Raw genomic sequence first — 20,144 nt, forward strand, 5'->3', positions numbered from 1 at the left:
GCTCCCCCTACGGGTAAGGAATGCCCCGGATCGCCGAAATCCCTCGCAATACGGCCCACAGTGGCCGACGGGTCAGGCGTCCTCCGCCAATTCCAGCCAGCGCAGCTCCAGTTCCTCACGCTGCCCGGCCAACTCCCGCAGCTCGGCGTCGAGTTCGGCCACCTTCGCGAAGTCCGTGGCGTTCTCCGCGATCCGCGCGTGCAGGGTGGACTCTTTCTCGGAGATCTTGTCCAGCTGCCGTTCGATCTTCTGGAGCTCCTTCTTCGTGGCCCGCAGATCGGCGGCGCTCCTCTCGGGCGCGGCCTTGTCGGCGGCCGAGGCCGGGGCCTGAGCCGGGGCCGGGGCGGAGGCGGCGGCCGCCTCCTCCATCCGCCGGCGCCGCTCCAGGTACTCGTCGATGCCGCGCGGCAGCATCCGCAGCGTGCCGTCACCGAGCAGCGCGAACACGCGGTCCGTCGTCCGCTCGATGAAGAACCGGTCGTGGGAGATGACGATCATCGAGCCGGGCCAGCCGTCGAGGAGGTCCTCCAGCTGGGTCAGGGTCTCGATGTCGAGGTCGTTGGTCGGCTCGTCGAGGAAGAGGACGTTGGGCTCGTCCATCAGCAGCCGCAGCAGCTGGAGCCGCCGCCGCTCACCACCGGAGAGGTCGCCGACCGGCGTCCACTGCTTCTCCTTGGTGAAGCCGAACGTCTCGCACAGCTGCCCGGCGGTCATCTCCCGCCCCTTGCCGAGGTCGACGCGCTCGCGCACCCGCTGCACGGCCTCCAGCACCCGCCAGGTGGGGTCGAGCTCGGCGACCTCCTGCGACAGGTACGCCAGCTTCACCGTCTTGCCGACGCGGATGTGCCCGCCCGCGGGCTGCCGCTCCCCCTCGCTGTACGCGGCCTCGGCGAGCGCCCGCAGCAGCGAGGTCTTGCCGGCGCCGTTGACGCCGACCAGGCCGATGCGGTCGCCGGGGCCGAGCTGCCAGGTCAGGTGCTTGAGCAGCACCTTGGGCCCGGCCTGGACGGTCACGTCCTCCAGGTCGAACACCGTCTTGCCGAGCCGCGACGACGCGAACTTCATCAGCTCGCTGCTGTCCCGCGGCGGCGGCACGTCCTTGATCAGCTCGTTGGCGGCCTCGACGCGGAACCGCGGCTTGGAGGTGCGCGCGGGCGCCCCGCGCCGCAGCCACGCCAGCTCCTTGCGGACGAGGTTCTGCCGCTTGACCTCCTCGGTGGCGGCGATGCGCTCGCGCTCGGCGCGGGCGAAGACGTAGTCGGAGTAGCCGCCCTCGTACTCGTGGACGACGCCGCGCTGCACGTCCCACATGCGGGTGCAGACCTGGTCGAGGAACCAGCGGTCGTGGGTGACGCAGACCAGCGCCGAGCGGCGCTCGCGCAGGTGCCGGGCGAGCCAGGCGATGCCCTCGACGTCGAGGTGGTTGGTGGGCTCGTCCAGGACGATCAGGTCCTGCTCGGCGATGAGCAGCTTGGCGAGCGCGATACGGCGCCGCTCGCCACCCGACAGCGGGCCGATGACGGTGTCCAGGCCCTGGGGGAACCCGGGCAGGTCCAGCCCGCCGAACAGCCCGGTCAGTACGTCGCGGATCTTGGCGTTGCCCGCCCACTCGTGGTCGGCCAGGTCGCCGATGACCTCGTGGCGGACGGTGGCGGCGGGGTCGAGGGAGTCGTGCTGGGTGAGGACGCCCATGCGCAGCCCGCCGGAGTGGGTGACGCGGCCGGTGTCGGCGTCCTCCAGCTTGGCCAGCATCCGGATCAGCGTCGTCTTGCCGTCGCCGTTGCGGCCGACGACACCGATGCGGTCCCCTTCGGAGACGCCGAGGGAGATGCCGTCGAGGAGGGTACGGGTGCCGTACACCTTGCTGACGTTCTCGACATTGACCAGGTTGACGGCCATTTCACTCCTGCCTGGGGGATCGATCAGCCTTCAAGCGTAGGCCCTCCGGGGGGCGGGGCGGCACGGACGGGGGCCGTCACTCTTTGCGGTGACCTCGTGCCGGAAGCCCCGTTACCGTGGGGGGCAGGCCGCAGGATTCCCGTCCATGGGAGGAACCATGACCGCCGAGTCCGTAGAGCACCGCCACCAGCGCTGGCCGGTGCCACCGCCGGGCGGCTACACCGTGGACGACCTGTTCACACTGCCGGATCTCCCGCCGCACACCGAGCTGATCGACGGGAGCCTGGTTTTCGTGAGTCCGCAACGGGATTTCCACAGCATTGTCATCGACCTGCTGGTCAGTGGCCTGCGCCGGACCGCGCCGGCCGGGTTGAGGGTGCGGCGGGAAATGACCGTCGTCCTCGATCAGCGCAACGGCCCCGAACCGGATGTGAGCGTCATCCGCTCCGACGCGATCACCGGACGCGCCCAGACGCGCTACGAGGCGAAGGACGTCCTCCTCGCCGTCGAGGTCGTCTCCCCCGACTCCGAGGCCCGCGACCGCGACACCAAGCCCCACAAGTACGCCGCCGCGGGCATCCCGCACTTCTGGCTGGTCGAGATGGCGGGCGAGGACGACCACCCCGTCGTCCAGGTCCACGAACGCGGCGAGGTCACCGGCACGTACGCCCTGACCGGCATCCACCACGACCGCGTCAAGGTCGGCGTGCCCTACGACATCGACATCGACCTGACCACCATCGACGAGCTCTGAGCAGCGCTCCCCTCAGACCACCGTCGCCCCCGCCACCGGCCCCTCCGCCGTCCGCACCTCCCGGCACGTCCCCGACGCCCGCAGCACCGACGCCACCTCGGCCGCCGAGACCGCGTCGGAGGCGAGGAACGCCGTGGTCGGTCCGGAGCCCGAGACCAGCGCGGCCAGGGCGCCCGCGGCGCGGCCCGCGGCCAGGGTGTCCGCCAGCTCCGGGAAGAGGGAGAGCGCGGCGGGCTGGAGGTCGTTGGAGACGGCGACGGCGAGCGCGCCGGGGTCGCCCTCGGCGAGCGCGTCGAGGACGGCCTGGGAGGCCACCGGTTCCGGCACGTCCCGACCCTCGGCGAGCCGGTCGAACTCACGGAAGACGGCCGGTGTGGACAGCCCGCCCCGCGCCATGGCGAACACCCAGTGGAACGTGCCGCCCACCTCCAGCTCCGTCAGCTTCTCGCCGCGCCCGGTGCCCAGCGCCGCGCCGCCGACCAGGCTGAACGGCACGTCGCTGCCGAGTTCGGCGCAGATGCCGAGGAGTTCGTCGCGGGTCGCGCCCGTGCCCCACAGCGTGTCGCAGGCGACCAGCGCGGCGGCGCCGTCCGCGCTGCCGCCCGCCATGCCGCCGGCGACGGGGATGTCCTTGGCGATGTGGAGGTGCACATCGGGTTCGCGGCCGTACCGCTCGGCGAGCAGCACCGCCGCGCGGGCCGCGAGGTTGGTGCGGTCCAGGGGGACCTGGCCGGCGTCCGGCCCGGCGCAGGTGACGCGCAGCCCGTCGGCCGGGGTCGCGGTGACCTCGTCGTACAGGCCGACGGCGAGGAAGACGTTGGCCAGGTCGTGGAAGCCGTCCGCGCGGGCGGCACCGACCGCGAGCTGGACGTTGACCTTGGCGGGAACCCGGACGGTGACGCTCACGCGCCTGCCTCCTCGTGCTCGGCGGCCTTGTGCTCCGCGGTCTCGCTCTCGGCGGACTCGCTCTCGGTGGACTCGCTCTCGGCGGTCTCGCTCTCTGCGGACTTGTGCTCGGTGGACTCGCTCTCGGTGGACTCGCTCTCTGCGGACTTGTGCTCGGTGGACTCGCTCTCGGTGGACTCGCTCTCTGCGGACTTGTGCTCGGTGGACTCGCTCTCTGCGGACTTGTGCTCGGCGATCCGCGCGAACTCCTCGACGGTCAGGGACTCGCCGCGGGCCTGCGGGGACACCCCGGCGGCGACGAGGGCCGCCTCCGCCGCGGCGGCCGACCCGGCCCACCCGGCGAGCGCCGCCCGCAGCGTCTTGCGGCGCTGCGCGAACGCGGCGTCGACGACGGCGAAGACCTCGGCCTTGGAGGCGGTGGTCCCGATGGGCTCGGTGCGGCGGACCAGGGAGACCAGGCCGCTGTCGACGTTCGGCGCGGGCCAGAACACGTTGCGGCCGATGGCCCCGGCGCGCTTGACCTCGGCGTACCAGTTGGCCTTCACGCTGGGCACGCCGTACACCTTGGAGCCGGGGCCGGCCGCGAGGCGGTCGGCGACCTCGGACTGGACCATGACGAGGGTGCGCTCGATGCTCGGGAAGGTGTCGAGCATGTGGAGGAGGACGGGCACGGCCACGTTGTAGGGGAGGTTGGCGACGAGCGCGGTCGGGGCGGGCCCCGGCAACTCGGTCACCTGCATCGCGTCGGAGTGGACGAGCGCGAACCGGTCGGCCCGTCCGGGCATGCGGGCGGCGATGGTGGCGGGCAGGGCCGCGGCGAGGACGTCGTCGATCTCGACGGCGGTGACCCGGTCGGCGGCCTCCAGCAGCGCCAGGGTGAGCGAGCCGAGTCCCGGGCCCACCTCGACCACCACGTCGTCGGGGCGCACGCCGGCGGTGCGGACGATCCGGCGGACCGTGTTGGCGTCGATCACGAAGTTCTGGCCGCGCTGCTTGGTGGGGCGCACGCCGAGGGCCGTCGCGAGTTCGCGGACGTCGGCGGGGCCCAGGAGGGCGTCGGGCGGGGTGGGGCTGCTCACGGGCTCAAGGGTAGCCGTGGGTCACCCCCGCAGCCGCGCCCCGCAGTGCGGCCAGGGGCTCGTCCCCTGCCGCGCGTACAGCTTCTTGGCCCGGTACGTCTGTTCCGCCGCCGGGGCGTCCTGGGGGCGGCCTCGTCCGCCGAGCTCCTGCCAGGTGTGGGTGTCGAACTGGTACAGGCCGCCGTACGTGCCCGACGGGTCCACGGCGTCGGGCCGGCCGCCGGACTCGCAGGCGGCCAGCGCCTGCCAGTCGAGGTGGCCGGCGCCGCGCACGGACGCGGGACGCGGGCGGGTGCCGACGCGGATCACCCGGGCGCGGGGTTCGCGCACCACCTCGGTGCGCAGCCGGCGCGGCTTGAGCCGGACCCCGTTGACCGTGCGCACGGCGTACGTGGTGCGGCGCAGCCCCGGCTGCCCGGCCTGCTCGACGACCTCGGTGCCGCGGAAGAGGGCCGGGTCCTCGGTGCGCCGCACCCGGAACGGGATCGGCTCCTCGTGGACCTCCTCACCCTCGGTGATCCGCAGCACGCTGACGGTCTGCCCGTCGCGCGGGAAGCTGCCGGCCGGGACGGAGGTGGTGTCCTGGCCGCGCAGGGTGACACCGGCCTGCTCGACGGCCTCGCGGACGGTCGCCGCGTTGGTGCGCAGGGTGTGGGCACGGCCGTCCGCCATGACCGTCACGGTGCGTTCGGTGCGGACGTCCAGCGTGAGGCCCTCGCGTCCGATGCGCCGGGAGCGCGAGGTCGACAGGTACGCGCCCTCGGCGCGCACCCCGAGCCTGCGCAGCGCCCCCTCCACCGTGTCGGCCGTCGTCCACACCCGGCTCCGGTGGCCGTCGAGGGTGAGCAGGACGGGGCGCCCGCGCCGTACGGCGATCTCGTCGCCGTCGCCGAGCACGGTGCCGGGGGCGGGCGTGACCTGGTCGTGGGCCCCGACCCGCACGCCCTCCTCCACGAGCAGCTCGGTCACGTCGTCGGCGAAGGTGTGCAGGGTGCGCCGCCCGCCGTCGACGCTCAGCTCGACCGCCTTGTCCTCGGCGACGAACGCGGTGGTGCCGCCGGCGAGGAACGCCACGACCAGCGCCCGCGGCAGCAGGCGGCGCAGAGAGGCGGCGTCGGCGCGCTCGGCGTACCGCGGCCTGCGGTAGCGCGGCCTGCGCCGGTGCGCCGCCCGCCGCCCCGCCCGGGCGCGCGGGACAGGCACCGGCACCGCCGCCTCGCCCGTCTCACAGGACTCGTCCGTCTCGCATGCCTCGTACGGCTCGTGTGACTCATGCGTCTCATGCGTCTCATGCGTCTCATGCAGCTCGTACATCTCATACGGCTCGTACGGTTCGTAGATCTCGTACGTCTCGTACGTCTCGTACCGAGAGTTGCTCACGCCGACACGCTCCAGGGGCCGGAGGGGTCCAGAGGGCCCGGATCGGGCCCCCAGAACCTAGCGGAGCGGCTGTCGCTTCCCCAAGCGACGCTACTACGGACGGTTGCTGTTTTTTACTTTCCGTAACGCTCAGTAGTCGAAGGCGCGGGCCGTGTTCGCCCCGAGGGCCGTCGCCATCGCGTCCTCGTCGATGCCGCGTACGGCGGCCATGGCCCGCACGGTGACCGGGATCAGGTACGGGGCGTTGGGCCGGCCGCGGTAGGGCACCGGCGTCAGGAACGGCGCGTCGGTCTCGACCAGGACCAGCTCCAGCGGGGCCACGGCGAGGGCGTCGCGCAGGTTCCCGGCGTTCTTGAAGGTGACGTTGCCGGCGAAGGACATGTAGTACCCGGCGCGGGCGCAGATCCCGGCCATCTCCGCGTCGCCGGAGTAGCAGTGGAAGACGGTGCGCTCGGGAGCGCCCTCCTCCTTGAGGATGCGCAGGACGTCGGCGTGGGCGTCGCGGTCGTGGATGACCAGGGCCTTGCCGTGCCGCTTGGCGATCTCGATGTGGGCGCGGAAGGACCGCTCCTGGGCCGCCTTGCCCTCCTCGCCGGTGCGGAAGTAGTCCAGGCCCGTCTCGCCGACGGCCTTGACGTGCGGGAGCGCGGCCAGGCGGTCGATCTCGGCGAGCGCCTCGTCCAGGGCGGCGTCCCCGCCGGGCTCGCGGGCGCCCTGCCGGGACCAGCCGTCGGGATCTCCGTGCACGATGCGCGGAGCCTCGTTGGGGTGGAGGGCGACGGCCGCGTGGACGGTGTCGTACGCGGCCGCCGTCTCGGCCGCCCAGCGTGATCCCCGTACGTCGCAGCCGACCTGGACGACCGTCGTGACGCCGACGGACGCGGCCTTGGCCAGGCCCTCCTCGACCGTGCCGGACTGCATGTCGAGGTGGGTGTGCGAGTCGGCGACCGGCACCCGGAGGGGTTCCGGGAGCGGCGGGGCCTCGGTCTTGTCGGCGTTCGCAGGCATGGTCCGATCCTACGGAAGGGGCCTGCCGGAGGGTCGTGCCGGAGCGGTCAGCCCGCCTTGCGGTGCAGGTGGAGGGCGTTCAGGAGATCGGAGAGGTGCCAGTGGTGGTGCTTCTCACCGGCCTCCCCGGGCCGCCCGGCCTCCCCGGGCCGCCCGGTCTCCCCGGGCCGCCCGGTCTCCCCGGCGGCCCTCGGCCGGGGGACGGCCGTCACGGGCCCGTCGGCCGGCACCTGGTGCGGGTGGGCCGCCTCACGCGCGGAGGAGACCCGGCCGGGCCGCATGATGCGCACGAGGTGGTTGCCGCACCGACCGCAGGTGGGCCGGCTCAGCGGGGAGGGCACGACGCGGCCGTCCGCCACGTACCGCACGAATTCCTTGCCCTCGGCGTCGGTGTGGTGCTCTATGGCGAACGACTGCTCCCAGCCGTGCCCGCAGCGCATGCAGGCGAAGGAGTACGCCTCGTGCGCGACGCGGGCGGCCGCGCGGCCCGGACCGGTGGATCCTGTGAACTCGCTCATGCCGGCTCCTGCTCCAGGAGGGGACGGTTGCCTTGCTTCCCCGCTTCCCCCAGTGGACGCCTCCACCTGCATGAACGCACTCGCCCTGCCGAGAATTGGTGCCGTTTTGGGCGTTCCTTGCCCAAGCGCCCCGGCGCCTTTGCCCGCCCATGGCGGGCCCCTTTGCCCTCCCATGGGACGCGCGCCGCCGGCCCCGGCCGGGACGGCTCACCCCTGCGCGTGCTTGGCCGCCACCACCGCGTCGAACACCTCCCGCTTGGGCAGGCCGGCCTCGGCGGCCACCGCGGCGATGGCCTCCTTGCGCCGCTCGCCCGCCTCCTCGCGCACCCGCACCCGGCGCACCAGTTCCTCGGCGCCGATCTCCTCGGGCCCCCGCTCCGGCGCCCCCTCGACGACGACGGTGATCTCCCCGCGCACGCCCTGGGCCGCCCACGCGGCGAGCTCGCCCAGCGGTCCCCGCCGGACCTCCTCGTACGTCTTGGTCAGCTCCCGGCACACGGCCGCACGGCGGCCCTCGCCGAACACCTCGGCCATCGCGGCGAGGGTGTCGTCGAGCCGGTGCGGGGCCTCGAAGTAGACGAGGGTGCGCCGCTCGCCGGCGACCTCCCGCAGCCGGGCCAGCCGCTCGCCCGCCTTGCGCGGCAGGAAGCCCTCGAAGCAGAACCGGTCGACGGGCAGCCCGGACAGGGCGAGCGCGGTGAGCACGGCGGACGGTCCGGGGACGGCGGTGACGCGGACGTCGCGTTCGACGGCCGCCGCGACCAGCCGGTAGCCGGGGTCGGACACGGAGGGCATCCCGGCGTCGGTCACCAGCAGCACGCGCGCGCCGTTCACCAGTTCCTCGACCAGCTCGGGCGTGCGGGCGGACTCGTTGCCCTCGAAGTACGACACCACGCGCCCCTTGGGGGCGACGCCGAGCGCCTGGGTGAGGCGGCGCAGCCGCCGGGTGTCCTCCGCGGCGACGACGTCGGCGCCGGCCAGCTCCTCGGCGAGCCGGGGCGGGGCGTCGGCGATGTCCCCGATGGGGGTGCCGGCGAGGACCAGGGTTCCGGGTGCGACTGTCACGTTTCCATCCTCGCAGGGGCAAGGACGGGACTCGCACAGACGGGTTCCCTACGATGGCGCGGTGACCAGTACCGCGTCCTCCACGGACACCCGGAAGGACCACCAGACGCCGCACGGCCGGCAGCCGTCCTCGTGGCAGCAGCGGCTGCGCCGCTTCGGATACACGGCGGGGCCGGTCGCCGACGCCCGCGAGCGGCTGGTGCCGCCGTACGCGCGGCCCGGTGCGCGGCTGTGGGCGTTCTTCGGCGTTCCGGCACCGGCGGGCGACCGGTTCGCGCGCTGGTCGGCCTGGGGCGGGCCGCTGCTGGTGACGCTGCTGGCGGGGGTGGTCCGGTTCTGGAACCTGGGCAGCCCGAAGGCGGTGATATTCGACGAGACGTACTACGCCAAGGACGCGTGGGCGCTGATCCACCGCGGGTTCGAGGTCAACTGGGACAAGAACGCCAACGACCTGATCCTCGGCTCCGGCGGGGACGTGCCGATCCCGGCGGACGCGGCGTACGTCGTGCACCCGCCGGTCGGCAAGTACGTCATCGGCCTCGGCGAGCTGGTCTTCGGGTTCGATCCGTTCGGCTGGCGGTTCATGCCCGCGCTGCTCGGCACGGTGTCGGTGCTGCTGCTGTGCCGGATCGGCCGCCGCCTGTTCCGCTCCACCTTCCTGGGCTGCCTGGCGGGCGCGCTGCTGGCGGTGGACGGGCTGCACTTCGTGATGAGCCGCACCGCGCTGCTGGACAGCGTGCTGATGTTCTTCGTGCTGGCCGCGTTCGGCTGCCTGGTGGTGGACCGGGACAAGGCGCGGGAGAAGCTGGCCGCCGCCCTGCCGGTGGACGCCGACGGCCGGGTCCGGCCGGACGCGCACGTGGCGGAGACCACCCGGATCGGGTGGCGGCCGTGGCGCTGGGCGGCGGGGCTGATGCTGGGCCTGGCCATCGGCACCAAGTGGAACGGCCTGTACATCATGGCGGCCTTCTGCGTGATGAGCGTGTTGTGGGACGTCGGCGCGCGCCGGGTGGCGGGGGCCCGCCGGCCGTATCTGACGGTTCTCAGGCGCGATGTGGGCTGGGCCTTCCTGTCCACGGTCCCGGTGGCGGTCGTCACCTACATCTGGACCTGGGCCGGCTGGATCTTCTCCGCCGACGACGGCTCCGGCGGCTACTACCGCGACTGGGCGGCCACCCAGGGCAAGGACAGTTCGTGGTCCTGGCTGTTCCCGGAGTGGTGGCGGAGCCTGTGGCACTACGAGACGCAGGTGTACGACTTCCACACCAGCCTCACGTCGCCGCACCCCTACCAGTCCAACCCGTGGAGCTGGATCGTCCTGGGCCGTCCGGTCTCCTACTTCTACGAGTCGCCGGCGCCCGGTACGGACGGCTGCCCGGCCGACGCGGGCGGGAAGTGCGCCCGCGAGGTGCTGGCGCTGGGCACGCCGCTGCTGTGGTGGGTGGCCTGCTTCGCCCTCCTGTACGTGCTGTGGCGCTGGGCCTTCCGCCGGGACTGGCGGGCGGGCGCGATCGCCTGCGGGGTGGCGGCCGGGTACGTGCCGTGGTTCCTGTACCAGGAGCGCACGATCTTCCTCTTCTACGCCGTGGTCTTCGTGCCGTTCCTGTGCCTGGCGGTGGCGATGCTGCTGGGTGCGATCGCCGGCCGGCCCGGTTCGGGCGACACCCGGCGCGTGGCGGGGGCCGTGGGCACGGGCGTGCTGGTGCTGCTGATCGCCTGGAACTTCATCTACTTCTGGCCGATCTACACCGGCACCGCTCTCCCGATCGACGACTGGCGTTCACGCATGTGGCTGGACACCTGGGTCTGAGCCGGTACGCCCCGGTCTGACCCGGGTCCGGTTCAGCCCGCTGGTCTCCGTTCGGCCAACAAACGGAAACTTCCGTACCGCCCGTCACTCCTTTGTGCCTACAGTGCTCGGACTACCGGGCTTTCTGAACACGTTCAGAAAACGTGGGAGGCTCAGGGGGAGGGGACAGCCTGATGGGCAAGGGGGTCAAGGTCGCCGTCGTCGGCGGCGTGCTGGCCGTGATGGTGGGCGGGGCCGGGTACGGCGCCTTCAACCTGGTGTCGGCGATGACCGACATCTCCTCGAACGAACCGGCGAAGGTCAGGACCGGCCCGCCGGACGCGGACGAGGTGAAGGAGACGGCGGCGAAGTTCTTCGCGGCCTGGGAGAGGGGCGAGGCGATCACGGCGGCGTCACACACGAACAACGACGTGGCGGCCGGGCAGCTCCTGACCGCCTACGGCGAGGACGCCCACATCACCAACGTGAAGATCACGCCCGGCACGGCGAGCGGTGTGAGCGTGCCGTTCACCGTGAAGGCGACGGTGTCGTACGGCGGGAAGTCCAAGCCGCTGACGTACAAGAGCGCCCTGACCGTGGTGCGGGGGGAAACCACCGGGCGGGCCCTGGTCGACTGGAAGCCGTCGGTCGTCCATCCGGAGCTGCAGGACGGCGACACCCTGGTCACCGGCGAGTCGGCGAGCCCGCCGATCGAGGCCGTCGGCCGGGACGGCAGCGTGCTGACGAAGGAGAAGTACCCCTCGCTCGGGCCGGTGCTGGACACGCTGCGCGCCAAGTACGGCGACAAGGCGGGCGGCACGCCCGGTGTCGAGCTGGTGATCCGGCACACGGCCCGGGAGGCCGCCGACACCCCCCTGCTGACCCTGGCCGAGGGCGAGCCCGGCAAGCTGCGCACCACGCTCAGCGCGCGCGTGCAGGAGGCGGCCGAACGGGCGGTGCGGCGGTACGACGAGTCGTCGGTGGTGGCGGTGAAGCCGAGCACCGGCGAGGTGCTGGCCGTGGCGAACAACCGCGCGGACGGCTTCAACGCGGCCTTCCAGGGCCAGGTCGCCCCCGGCTCCACCATGAAGATCATCACGGCGGCCATGCTCATCGACAACGGCGTGACCTCGATGAACGGCCCGGCGCCCTGCCCGGACACCGCGACCTGGCAGAGCCAGACCTTCCACAACCTGACGAACATGCCGCCGGACGAGAACGCCACCCTCGCGAGCAGCTTCCTGCGCTCGTGCAACACCGCCTTCATCAAGCTCGTCGACGAGGAGCCGCTGACGGACGCCTCCCTGACGGCCGAGGCCCAGGAGCGGTTCGGGCTGGGCCGCGACGACTGGAAGACCGGCATCGCCTCCTTCGACGGCCGGGTGCCCGCCTCCGGCGGCCCGGACCGCGCGGCCAACGCCATCGGCCAGGGACAGGTGCAGATGAACCCGCTGAACATGGCCTCGGTGACGGCCACCGCGATCACGGGCACCTTCCGCCAGCCCTACCTGGTCTCCCCCGACCTCGACGGGCGGCAGCTCGCCACTGCCAAGGGCCTGCCGGCGGGCACCGCCGCCCAGCTCAAGCAGATGATGCGGCTGACCGCCACGCAGGGCACCGCACAGCAGGCCATGGCGGGACTCGGCGGGGACATCGGCGCGAAGACCGGGTCGGCGGAGGTGGACCGGCAGGCCACGTCCAACAGCTGGTTCACCGGCTTCCGGAACGACGTCGCGGCGGCGGCCATGACCGAGGAGGGCGGCCACGGCGGCGACGCGGCCGGCCCGATCGTGGCGGACGTGCTGCGGGCGGGCGGCTGAGAGCCCCGCACAGAAGGGGCTCTGAACCCGGACGGACGGCCGGACCCGGCCGGAGGGCCGGACCCGGACGGACGGCCGGACCCGGCCGGAGGGCCGACGGGACTCTAGGGTGGAGCCGTCGTTGGAACCGTGAGGGCCGCCACGAGCGTGAGGCTCGACGGAGCCGTCAGGCGCGCCCGGGTGCCAGGACGCCGGGCGGGTCCGGCACACCGAAGGCTGTTCACCCCGTGGGGATCCCCTGGGGTTCGACGGAGGAAACGGAAGAGCAGTGGGCAACAGGAAGCGCGTCGCCGAACGACGGAAGACGAGACCCGCCGTGCTCGGCGGAGTGATCGCCGCGGTCCTCGCCGGCGCCGGCGGGGCGGCCGTCTACGCGCTGTACGACGGCGGGACGCCCGCCGGGGACGCCACGCGGGCGGCGGCGGCCGAGAAGAAGGCCAAGACCGGTCCGCTGACGGCCGCCGAGGTCTCCACGGCCGCCCGCGCCTTCCTCACCGCCTGGCAGCAGGGCCGCGTCGCCGACGCCGCCGCCGCGACCGACGACGCGAAGGCCGCCGAGGCCCTGCTCACCGGCGTCGTCAAGGACGCCCGCATCGAGGACCTCACCCTCGTCCCGGGCACCCCGGCCGGGAACAAGGTCCCCTTCTCCGTCAAGGCGACGGTGGCGTACGAGGACACCGGCAAGCCGCTGGCGTACGACAGCGCCCTGACCGTGGTCCGCCGCGCCGGCGACGGCGAGCCGCGCGTCGACTGGCACGCCTCCGTCGTCCACCCCGCCCTCGCCGACGGCGACCGGCTGGTCACCGGAGAGGCCGGGACGCCGCCGGTGAAGGCCCTGGACCGCGACGGCGGGGAGATCACGGCCGCGAAGTACCCCTCGCTGGGCACGGTCCTGGACGGGCTGCGCGAGAAGTACGGCAAGACGGCCGGCGGCACGGCGGGCGTCGAGCTGCGCGTGGTGCGCGGCAAGGAGTCCAAGGAGAAGAAGCTCTCCGACAAGACGCTGCTGGAGCTGAGGGAGGGCACGCCGGGCACGGTGCGGACCACGCTCGACCCGGCCCTGCAGGCAGCCGCCGAGGAACAGGTGGCGAAGCGGGCGCGGGCCTCGGTGGTCGCGCTGCGCGCCTCGACCGGCGAGATCCTCGCGGTCGCCAACAGCGGCCACGGCTTCAACACCGCCTTCCAGGGCTCGCTGGCCCCCGGCTCGACGATGAAGGTCGTCACCTCCTCGCTGCTGATCGAGAAGGGCCTGGCGTCGGTGGACAAGAAGCACCCGTGCCCGAAGTACTTCTCCTACGGCGGCTGGAAGTTCCAGAACGACGACGAGTTCGAGATCAAGGGCGGCACGTTCCGGGCGAGTTTCGCGCGCTCCTGCAACACCGCCTTCATCAGCCAGGCCCCGAAGCTGAAGAACGACGACCTGACCAAGCAGGCCCAGCAGGTCTTCGGCCTGTCGATGAACAACTGGTCGGTCGGGGTGCCCACCTTCGACGGCTCGGTGCCGGTGCAGAGCGCCGCCCCGATGGCCGCCTCCCTCATCGGGCAGGGCGGGGTGCGGATGAACCCGCTGAACATGGCGTCGGTGGCGGCGACGGTGAAGACCGGCACCTTCCACCAGCCGTACCTGGTCTCCCCCTCGGTCGACGGGCGCAGGCTCGCCACCGCCTCGCGCACGATGTCCGCCGCCACGCTGGCGCAGCTGCGCGAGCTGATGTCGTACACGGCCGCCTCCGGCACGGCGGCCCAGGCGATGTCCGGGCTGGGCGGGGACGCCGGCGCGAAGACCGGCTCGGCGGAGGTGGACGGACAGGAGAAGCCGAACGGCTGGTTCACCGCGTACCGGGGCGACCTGGCCGCGGCGGGCGTCGTCCAGGCGGGCGGCCACGGCGGTGACACGGCCGGGCCGATCGTGGCGGAGCTGCTGCGGCAGGGCGGCTGAGGCAGGCCCTCGCCGGGGCCTCAGCGCGCCACCGGCTCCACCGCCGCCGTCGCCGTCGCCTGGTAGGTCCGGTTCAGGAAGCGCAGCAGCGTCTTCGTCTCGAACTGGACCACCGAGCAGCCCTGCGCGGAGTGGAACTCCACCACGGCCTGCACCCGGCCGCACGGCCACACCCGCACCTCGCCGGTCCCGGCCGGCATCCGCAGGCCCTGTTCGAGCAGGGCCCGCGAGAAGGTCCACTCACGGGGGCCGCGTCCGGGCAGCTTGACGCGCACCGACCGGGGATCGTCCTCGGGGTCGTACCGCAGCACGACCGGTACGGCCCCGCCGTCCTCCTCGTCCGGCAGGTCGGCGTCGGTGAGGACGTGGGCTCGTGCGTACTGCTCGACTACGGTCATCGGACGGCCCCTTACGCTGCGTCACCAGTGTGGAAGCTGTGCGTTCACCCCCACCCCAATGTCGCATATTTTCCGAAATGCGTCTTTTGGCGCACCTTTGGGCGCCTTGGCATATCACATGTGAGATACGGCAACGGCTCGCTCTTGCAAGCCGTTCGCAACAGCGTCCTATCATCGAACGGTGCACGTACCTGACGGATTCATCGACGCCCCGACCTCCGCCGTGACCGGGGTCGTCGCCGCCGGCGCCCTCGCGGTCAGCCTGCGCGGCGCGCGCCGCGAGCTCGACGAGCGGACGGCTCCGCTGGCGGGGCTGGTGGCGGCGTTCATCTTCGCGGTGCAGATGCTGAACTTCCCCGTCGCGGCGGGGACCAGCGGCCATCTGCTCGGCGGCGCGCTGGCCGCGATACTCGTGGGCCCCTTCACCGGGGTCCTGTGCGTCTCCGTCGTCCTGCTCATGCAGGGCGTCCTCTTCGCCGACGGCGGCCTGACCGCGCTCGGCGTGAACATCACCGACATGGCGCTCGTGACGACCGTCGTCGCCTACGCCGTCTTCCGGGGACTGGTGAAGGTCCTGCCGCGCTCCCGCCGGTCGGTGACCGCCGCCTCCTTCGCCGCCGCCCTCGTCTCCGTCCCGGCCGCCGCCCTCGCCTTCACGCTGCTGTACTGGATCGGCGGCACCACCGACGTCGCGATCGGCAAGGTCGCCACCGCGATGATCGGCGTGCACGTCCTCATCGGCGTCGGCGAGGCCGCGATCACCGCGCTCACCGTCGGCGCCGTCATCGCCGTACGCCCCGACCTGGTGTACGGCGCCCGCGGCCTGGCGCGGAAGCTGAAGCTGCGGGTCGGCGGCGAGCTGGTGGACGCCCCGGCCGTGCAGCCGGTCACCGTCCCGGCCGCCACGCGCTCCCACCGCAAGCTGTGGATCACCGGCCTGGTCGCCTCGCTCGTCCTGGCCGGGTTCGTCAGCTTCTATGCCTCCGCCAGCCCCGACGGCCTGGAGAAGGTCGCCGCCGACCAGGGCATCGACAAGAAGGCCGAGGAGCACGCCGCCGCCGGCTCCCCGCTCGCCGACTACGGCGTGAAGGACGTCGACGACGCCCGCCTCTCCGGCGGCCTCGCGGGCGTGATCGGCGTCGGCGTGACCGTCGTCGCGGGCAGCGCGGTGTTCTGGGCGGTGCGCAGGCGGCGTACGCACGACGTGTCGCCCACGCACATCGGCACGGGCACCGACCCGGACACGAGCGCCTGACATGGGCGCGGGTCACGCGCACCGGCTCTACCGGCAGGGGCACTCGCCCGTGCACGCGCTGCCGCCGCACACCAAGCTCGCCGCCGTCTTCGCCTTCGTGGTCGTCGTGGTGTCCACGCCGCGGGAGGCGATGTGGGCGTTCGGCGGGTACGCCGTGCTGCTGGCGGCGGTGGCGTACGCGGCCCGCGTCCCGGCCGGCTTCCTGCTCGGGCGGCTGCTGATCGAGGTGCCGTTCGTGGCCTTCGCGGTGCTGATGCCGTTCGTGGCCGAGGGCGAGCACGTCGAGGTCCTGGGGCTGTCCCTGAGCGTGAACGGGCTGTGGGGCGCCTGGAACGTGCTGGCCAAGGGCACGCTCGGCGTCGCCGCCTCCGTGCTGCTGGCCGCCACCACCGAGCTGCGGGAACTCCTCCTCGGCCTCCAGCGCCTGAAGCTGCCGCCGCTGCTGGTGCAGATCGCCTCCTTCATGATCCGCTACGGGGACGTGATCACGGACGAGATGCGGCGCATGCGGATCGCCCGGGAGTCGCGCGGCTTCGAGGCGCGGGGCGTACGGCACTGGGGGGTGCTGGCGAAGTCCGCGGGCGCCCTGTTCATCCGCTCCTACGAGCGCGGCGAGCGCGTGCACCTGGCGATGGTCAGCCGCGGGTACGCCGGTGCCATGCCGGTCGTCGACGAGGTGACCGCCTCCCGGGCGCAGTGGTCGTACGCCCTGGCCCTCCCGTCGGCCGCGCTCCTGATCTGTCTGCTGGGATGGACCCTGTGATGACCGGTACGCCTGCTGTTCCCGCCTCCCTGGAGGTCTCGGGCCTCGCCTTCGCCTACCCCGACGGGCACCAGGCCCTCTTCGGCGTGGACTTCTCGATCGCGCGCGGCGAGCGGGTCGCCCTGCTCGGCCCCAACGGCGCCGGGAAGACGACCCTCGTGCTGCACCTCAACGGCATCCTGGCCGGCGGCGCGGGCACGGTGACGGTCGCCGGGCTGCCGGTGGGCAGGAAGCACATGGCCGAGATCCGGCGCCGGGTCGGGATCGTCTTCCAGGACCCCGACGACCAGCTCTTCATGCCGACCGTGCGGGAGGACGTGGCGTTCGGGCCGGCGGCGGCCGGGCTGAAGGGCGCGGAGCTGGAGGAGCGCGTGGACCGGGCGCTGGACCTGGTCGGCATGCGGGGGTTCCGGGACCGCCCGCCGCACCACCTCTCCTTCGGGCAGCGCCGCCGGGTGGCGGTGGCGACCGTGCTGGCGATGGAGCCGGAGATCCTCGTCCTGGACGAGCCGTCCTCCAACCTCGACCCGGCCTCCCGCCGGGAGCTCGCCGACATCCTGCGCGCGCTGGACGTGACCGTGCTGATGGTCACGCACGACCTGCCCTACGCCCTGGAGCTGTGCCCGCGCTCCCTGGTCCTCAGCGAGGGCGTGATCGCGGCCGACGGCCCGACCGCCGGGCTGCTGTCCGACGAGGAGCTGATGCGGGCCCACCGGCTGGAGCTGCCCTTCGGCTTCGACCCGAGGGCGGCCGTGGGCGGCGTCCGCCCGGCCGCCCCGGGCCGCCCGTGACGCGGCCCCCAATTCCTACCCCCCGGTAACCAGCACGTCCCTACCGGCCAGTACCTTGTGCGCGATGCACCAGCGCGCGCTTTGGGGAAGAGGCCGGCCATGACCGACAGCACCGCCGTCGACACCCGCCCGACAAAGATCATGTACGTCGCCGAGGCCACCGCCCACGGCGGCCGGGAGGGCCACGTCACCAGCCAGGACGGCCGGCTGGAGCTGAAGGTCGCCATGCCCCCGCAGCTCGGCGGCGACGGCGACGGCACCAACCCCGAACAGCTCTTCGCGGCCGGGTACAGCTCCTGCTTCCACAACGCGCTGATCATGGTCGGCAACCGCGCGGGCTACGACCTGAGCGGCTCCACGGTCGCCGCGAAGGTCGGCATCGGACCCAACCGGCAGCGCGGCTACGGTCTCGCGGTCGCCCTCAGCGTCTCCCTGCCGGTCCTGGACGCCGGCCTCGCCGCGAAGCTGGTCGACGAGGCCCACGAGGTGTGCCCGTACTCCAACGCCACGCGCGGCAACATCGATGTAACGATCGTGCTCGGCTAGCCGGACACAGGAATCGCAGGCGGAAGCCGGGGGTTGCATCCACTGTCGCAGGCGAGTCGAGGAGAGTGCGGGCGTGGACGCGAACGTGGGCGTGGACGTGGTCGTGAACGGCACGGTGGCCGAGGGGTACGAGCCGGTCCGGGACGCGTTCGCGGGGAACTTCGCCGCGCTCGGGGAGCGGGGCGCGGCGGTCGCCGTCTACCGGGACGGGCGCAAGGTCGTCGATCTGTGGGGCGGGACGAAGAACATCGACGGGGCCGCCGGTACCGGCGAGCCGTGGGAGCGGGGCACGGCCCAGGTGATGCGCTCGGCGACCAAGGGCGTCGCCGCCGCCGTACTCCTGCTGCTGCACCAGCGCGGGGAGCTGGACCTGGACGCGCCGGTCGGGCACTACTGGCCGGAGTTCAAGGCGCACGGCAAGGAACGGGTCCTGGTCCGGCACGTGCTGAACCACCGGGCGGGGCTGCCCGTGCTGGACCGTCCGCTCACCCCCGGCGAGGCGCTGGACCCGGCGCGCGGACCGGAGGCGGTGGCCGCGCAGGCGCCCGTGTGGGAGCCGGGCACGGACCACGGCTACCACGCGCTGACGTACGGCTGGATGATCGACGGGCTGGTGCGGCGCGTGACCGGGCGCGGCACCGGCGAGTGGATCGCCTCCGAGATCGCCGCCCCGCTGGGCCTGGAGCTGTGGCTCGGGCTGCCGGAGGCGGAGGCGGGCCGGGTGGGGCGGTCCGGCCCCGCCGAAGGACCGGAGCCGTCCGGGGGGCTGCGGCTGCGGCCCCGGCGCGCGGTCACCGAGGCGTACGAGGACCCGGCCTCCCTCACCCGCCGCGCCTTCGCCGCGATCACCCCGTTCCCCGACCAGAACGACCCGGCGTACAAGGCGGCCGCCCTGCCCGCGACCAACGGCATCGCCACCGCCGACGGCCTGGCCCGCTTCTACGCGGCGCTGATCGGCGAGGTGGAGGTGACCGGCCGGGCCGGCGGGGTCCGGCTGTTCGACCCGGCGACGGCCGCCCTGGCCCGCGCCGAGGAGTCGGCGGGACCGGACCGCGTCCTGGTCGTCAGCACCCGCTTCGGCCTCGGGTACATGCTGCACGGCAGCGCCTCCCCGTTCCTGTCCCCGGCCTCCTTCGGCCACCCCGGCCGCGGGGGCGCCCTCGGCTTCGCCGACCCGGAGTCGGGGATCGCCCTCGGCTACGTCACCAACGGCTTCCGCAAGACGGTGACGGCGGACCCGCGGGCGCAGGCGCTGGTGCGGGCGGTGCGGGAGGCGCTGGCCCAGGGCGCCTGACCTCCCGGCACCCGGGCGGTCACAGGCTGCGGCGCAGCTCGTGGTGGAAGGCGAGCCGGTCGGCGCAGCCGCCGGCGATCCAGGACTTCCACTCGCCCTCCAGCCGGCCGTCCCAGGTGCCGTGGACGGTGGAGCGGTCGTAGTGCGCGTCGGTGGCCTGGCCCGGGCAGAAGACGCCGTTGTTGCCGTAGCGGACGGCGGAACTCGACGTCTGCCGGGAGCAGTCGTAGACGTTGCGCCAGTCGTCCGCGCGCAGCTCCCACCCGTCGCCCGTCGACCAGTTGTAGCCGTAGCCGCCCCAGTTCGGCGTCACGCAGTTCTGCGCGTTCCAGTTCCAGTCGACGTCGTTCCTGACCGCGTGGGCCTCCCGGCCCGAGGTGTCCCGCCAGGACGTCCTGAGGTGGCCGCGGGCGCGGACGTAGGCGCGCGGCTCGTCGCGGGTCTCGCGGGTGACGGTGCCCTGGGGGGTGGGCCGGACCTGCTCCCTCCTGACGGACGCTCCCGATGCCGCCGGTGTCTTGTCGGAGGCCGCGGCGTCACGGGTGACGGCGACCTCGGTGACGCAGCGCGCCGGGTCGACGCGGACCTGGTCGCCGCGGACGGCCTTCTCGCCGGGGGCGAGGGAGAGCGCGAAGGTGAAGGCGCAGCTGCCGTCCCGGTTCTTGGTGCCCCGCACGGTCTCCAGAGTGCTGCCGGGCGGAGCCGTGCCGACCGTCACCCACGCCGGGCGCGGCTCCGGCTCACCGGCCGCCCCGGTCGCCGGGGCCGCGAACGCGGTCAGTGCCGTGACCGTGACGGCGGTCGCCGCCCCGGCCCGCTTGATGGTGGTACGCATCGGTACCGCCCTTCTCGAAGATCGCCGATGTTGGGATCTTCCTAACGGGCGGGGCGGCGGTTTCCGTTCAATCTGTTCTCGTGTTCCCCTCTCGTTCACTCGTCC

17 protein-coding genes and 1 pseudogene are annotated in these 20,144 nt (G+C 73.2%); 9 read left to right on the top strand and 9 right to left on the bottom strand.

All coding sequences use genetic code 11. The features are described 5' to 3' along the window. Positions 1-72: 72 nt before the first annotated feature. On the bottom strand, positions 73-1,899 hold the full coding sequence (locus tag ABZ340_RS06385) for an ABC-F family ATP-binding cassette domain-containing protein (RefSeq protein ID WP_358780595.1): 1,827 nt from the start codon (positions 1,897-1,899) through the stop codon (positions 73-75). Positions 1,900-2,056: 157 nt separating this feature from the next. Between ABZ340_RS06385 and ABZ340_RS06390 the strand changes: the two genes are divergently transcribed. Further along, positions 2,057-2,653 carry a Uma2 family endonuclease gene (locus ABZ340_RS06390; RefSeq protein WP_358780596.1) on the top strand — a complete coding sequence of 199 codons (597 nt, stop codon included), beginning with the start codon at positions 2,057-2,059 and terminating at the stop codon, positions 2,651-2,653. Positions 2,654-2,665: 12 nt separating this feature from the next. On the opposite strand, the gene ABZ340_RS06395 is transcribed toward ABZ340_RS06390, so the two are convergent. The 6 genes and pseudogenes from ABZ340_RS06395 to rsmI all read right to left on the bottom strand — a co-directional run bounded on the left by ABZ340_RS06395 (position 2,666) and on the right by rsmI (position 8,609). Beyond that, positions 2,666-3,559, bottom strand: coding sequence for a 4-(cytidine 5'-diphospho)-2-C-methyl-D-erythritol kinase (locus tag ABZ340_RS06395; RefSeq protein WP_358780597.1), 894 nt, complete (start codon positions 3,557-3,559; stop codon positions 2,666-2,668). Positions 3,560-3,777: 218 nt separating this feature from the next. Further along, positions 3,778-4,638, bottom strand: a pseudogene (rsmA, locus tag ABZ340_RS06400) (16S rRNA (adenine(1518)-N(6)/adenine(1519)-N(6))-dimethyltransferase RsmA); the annotation flags it as partial. 21 nt (positions 4,639-4,659) lie between these two features. Continuing rightward, complete coding sequence (locus ABZ340_RS06405; RefSeq protein WP_358780598.1) at positions 4,660-6,018, bottom strand: ubiquitin-like domain-containing protein; 1,359 nt, start codon at positions 6,016-6,018, stop codon at positions 4,660-4,662. A gap of 129 nt (positions 6,019-6,147) precedes the next feature. After that, positions 6,148-7,026 carry a TatD family hydrolase gene (locus ABZ340_RS06410; RefSeq protein ID WP_358780599.1) on the bottom strand — a complete coding sequence of 293 codons (879 nt, stop codon included), beginning with the start codon at positions 7,024-7,026 and terminating at the stop codon, positions 6,148-6,150. Between the two features lie 47 nt (positions 7,027-7,073). After that, positions 7,074-7,544 carry a hypothetical protein gene (locus tag ABZ340_RS06415; RefSeq protein ID WP_358780600.1) on the bottom strand — a complete coding sequence of 157 codons (471 nt, stop codon included), beginning with the start codon at positions 7,542-7,544 and terminating at the stop codon, positions 7,074-7,076. 207 nt (positions 7,545-7,751) lie between these two features. Beyond that, positions 7,752-8,609: a 16S rRNA (cytidine(1402)-2'-O)-methyltransferase gene (gene rsmI, locus ABZ340_RS06420; protein ID WP_358780601.1), complete on the bottom strand. Its 858-nt coding sequence runs from the start codon at positions 8,607-8,609 to the stop codon at positions 7,752-7,754. Between the two features lie 61 nt (positions 8,610-8,670). Here rsmI and ABZ340_RS06425 point away from each other — a divergent pair, with 61 nt between their 5' ends. The 3 genes from ABZ340_RS06425 to ABZ340_RS06435 all read left to right on the top strand — a co-directional run bounded on the left by ABZ340_RS06425 (position 8,671) and on the right by ABZ340_RS06435 (position 14,157). Next, on the top strand, positions 8,671-10,419 hold the full coding sequence (locus tag ABZ340_RS06425) for a phospholipid carrier-dependent glycosyltransferase (RefSeq protein ID WP_358780602.1): 1,749 nt from the start codon (positions 8,671-8,673) through the stop codon (positions 10,417-10,419). 173 nt (positions 10,420-10,592) lie between these two features. After that, positions 10,593-12,218: a penicillin-binding transpeptidase domain-containing protein gene (locus ABZ340_RS06430; RefSeq protein ID WP_358780603.1), complete on the top strand. Its 1,626-nt coding sequence runs from the start codon at positions 10,593-10,595 to the stop codon at positions 12,216-12,218. A gap of 268 nt (positions 12,219-12,486) precedes the next feature. After that, positions 12,487-14,157, top strand: coding sequence for a penicillin-binding transpeptidase domain-containing protein (locus ABZ340_RS06435; RefSeq protein ID WP_358780604.1), 1,671 nt, complete (start codon positions 12,487-12,489; stop codon positions 14,155-14,157). Positions 14,158-14,177: 20 nt separating this feature from the next. On the opposite strand, the gene ABZ340_RS06440 is transcribed toward ABZ340_RS06435, so the two are convergent. After that, positions 14,178-14,555 carry an SsgA family sporulation/cell division regulator gene (locus tag ABZ340_RS06440; protein WP_358780605.1) on the bottom strand — a complete coding sequence of 126 codons (378 nt, stop codon included), beginning with the start codon at positions 14,553-14,555 and terminating at the stop codon, positions 14,178-14,180. Positions 14,556-14,736: 181 nt separating this feature from the next. Between ABZ340_RS06440 and ABZ340_RS06445 the strand changes: the two genes are divergently transcribed. The 5 genes from ABZ340_RS06445 (at position 14,737) to ABZ340_RS06465 (ending at position 19,204) form a co-directional block, all read left to right on the top strand. Next, complete coding sequence (locus ABZ340_RS06445; protein WP_358780606.1) at positions 14,737-15,810, top strand: energy-coupling factor ABC transporter permease; 1,074 nt, start codon at positions 14,737-14,739, stop codon at positions 15,808-15,810. 1 nt (position 15,811) lies between these two features. Beyond that, a complete protein-coding gene (cbiQ, locus tag ABZ340_RS06450) occupies positions 15,812-16,573 on the top strand; it encodes a cobalt ECF transporter T component CbiQ (RefSeq protein ID WP_358780607.1) in 762 nt (253 codons plus the stop codon). After that, on the top strand, positions 16,573-17,364 hold the full coding sequence (locus ABZ340_RS06455; RefSeq protein WP_358780608.1) for an ABC transporter ATP-binding protein: 792 nt from the start codon (positions 16,573-16,575) through the stop codon (positions 17,362-17,364). Before cbiQ ends, ABZ340_RS06455 begins: the two co-directional genes overlap by 1 nt. A 99-nt stretch (positions 17,365-17,463) precedes the next feature. Then, complete coding sequence (locus tag ABZ340_RS06460; RefSeq protein WP_358780609.1) at positions 17,464-17,910, top strand: organic hydroperoxide resistance protein; 447 nt, start codon at positions 17,464-17,466, stop codon at positions 17,908-17,910. A gap of 97 nt (positions 17,911-18,007) precedes the next feature. Beyond that, positions 18,008-19,204, top strand: a complete 1,197-nt coding sequence (locus ABZ340_RS06465) for a serine hydrolase domain-containing protein (RefSeq protein WP_358780712.1) — start codon at positions 18,008-18,010, stop codon at positions 19,202-19,204. Positions 19,205-19,223: 19 nt separating this feature from the next. On the opposite strand, the gene ABZ340_RS06470 is transcribed toward ABZ340_RS06465, so the two are convergent. Further along, the gene (locus ABZ340_RS06470; protein ID WP_358780610.1) at positions 19,224-20,039 is read right to left on the bottom strand and encodes a hypothetical protein; all 816 of its coding nucleotides are present in this window, start codon (positions 20,037-20,039) and stop codon (positions 19,224-19,226) included. Positions 20,040-20,144: the final 105 nt, after the last annotated feature.

The sequence above is a fragment of the Streptomyces sp. NPDC006134 genome (assembly GCF_040628835.1).
GTDB lineage: Bacteria > Actinomycetota > Actinomycetes > Streptomycetales > Streptomycetaceae > Streptomyces.

Coding starts and splice junctions, on each gene's coding strand:
- ABZ340_RS06455 (WP_358780608.1), top strand. CDS start 16,573: ATGACCGGTACGCCTGCTGTTCCCGCCTCCCTGGAGGTCTCGGGCCTC.
- ABZ340_RS06415 (WP_358780600.1), bottom strand. CDS start 7,544: ATGAGCGAGTTCACAGGATCCACCGGTCCGGGCCGCGCGGCCGCCCGC.
- cbiQ (WP_358780607.1), top strand. CDS start 15,812: ATGGGCGCGGGTCACGCGCACCGGCTCTACCGGCAGGGGCACTCGCCC.
- ABZ340_RS06390 (WP_358780596.1), top strand. CDS start 2,057: ATGACCGCCGAGTCCGTAGAGCACCGCCACCAGCGCTGGCCGGTGCCA.
- ABZ340_RS06410 (WP_358780599.1), bottom strand. CDS start 7,026: ATGCCTGCGAACGCCGACAAGACCGAGGCCCCGCCGCTCCCGGAACCC.
- ABZ340_RS06440 (WP_358780605.1), bottom strand. CDS start 14,555: ATGACCGTAGTCGAGCAGTACGCACGAGCCCACGTCCTCACCGACGCC.
- ABZ340_RS06430 (WP_358780603.1), top strand. CDS start 10,593: ATGGGCAAGGGGGTCAAGGTCGCCGTCGTCGGCGGCGTGCTGGCCGTG.
- ABZ340_RS06460 (WP_358780609.1), top strand. CDS start 17,464: ATGACCGACAGCACCGCCGTCGACACCCGCCCGACAAAGATCATGTAC.
- ABZ340_RS06470 (WP_358780610.1), bottom strand. CDS start 20,039: ATGCGTACCACCATCAAGCGGGCCGGGGCGGCGACCGCCGTCACGGTC.
- ABZ340_RS06385 (WP_358780595.1), bottom strand. CDS start 1,899: ATGGCCGTCAACCTGGTCAATGTCGAGAACGTCAGCAAGGTGTACGGC.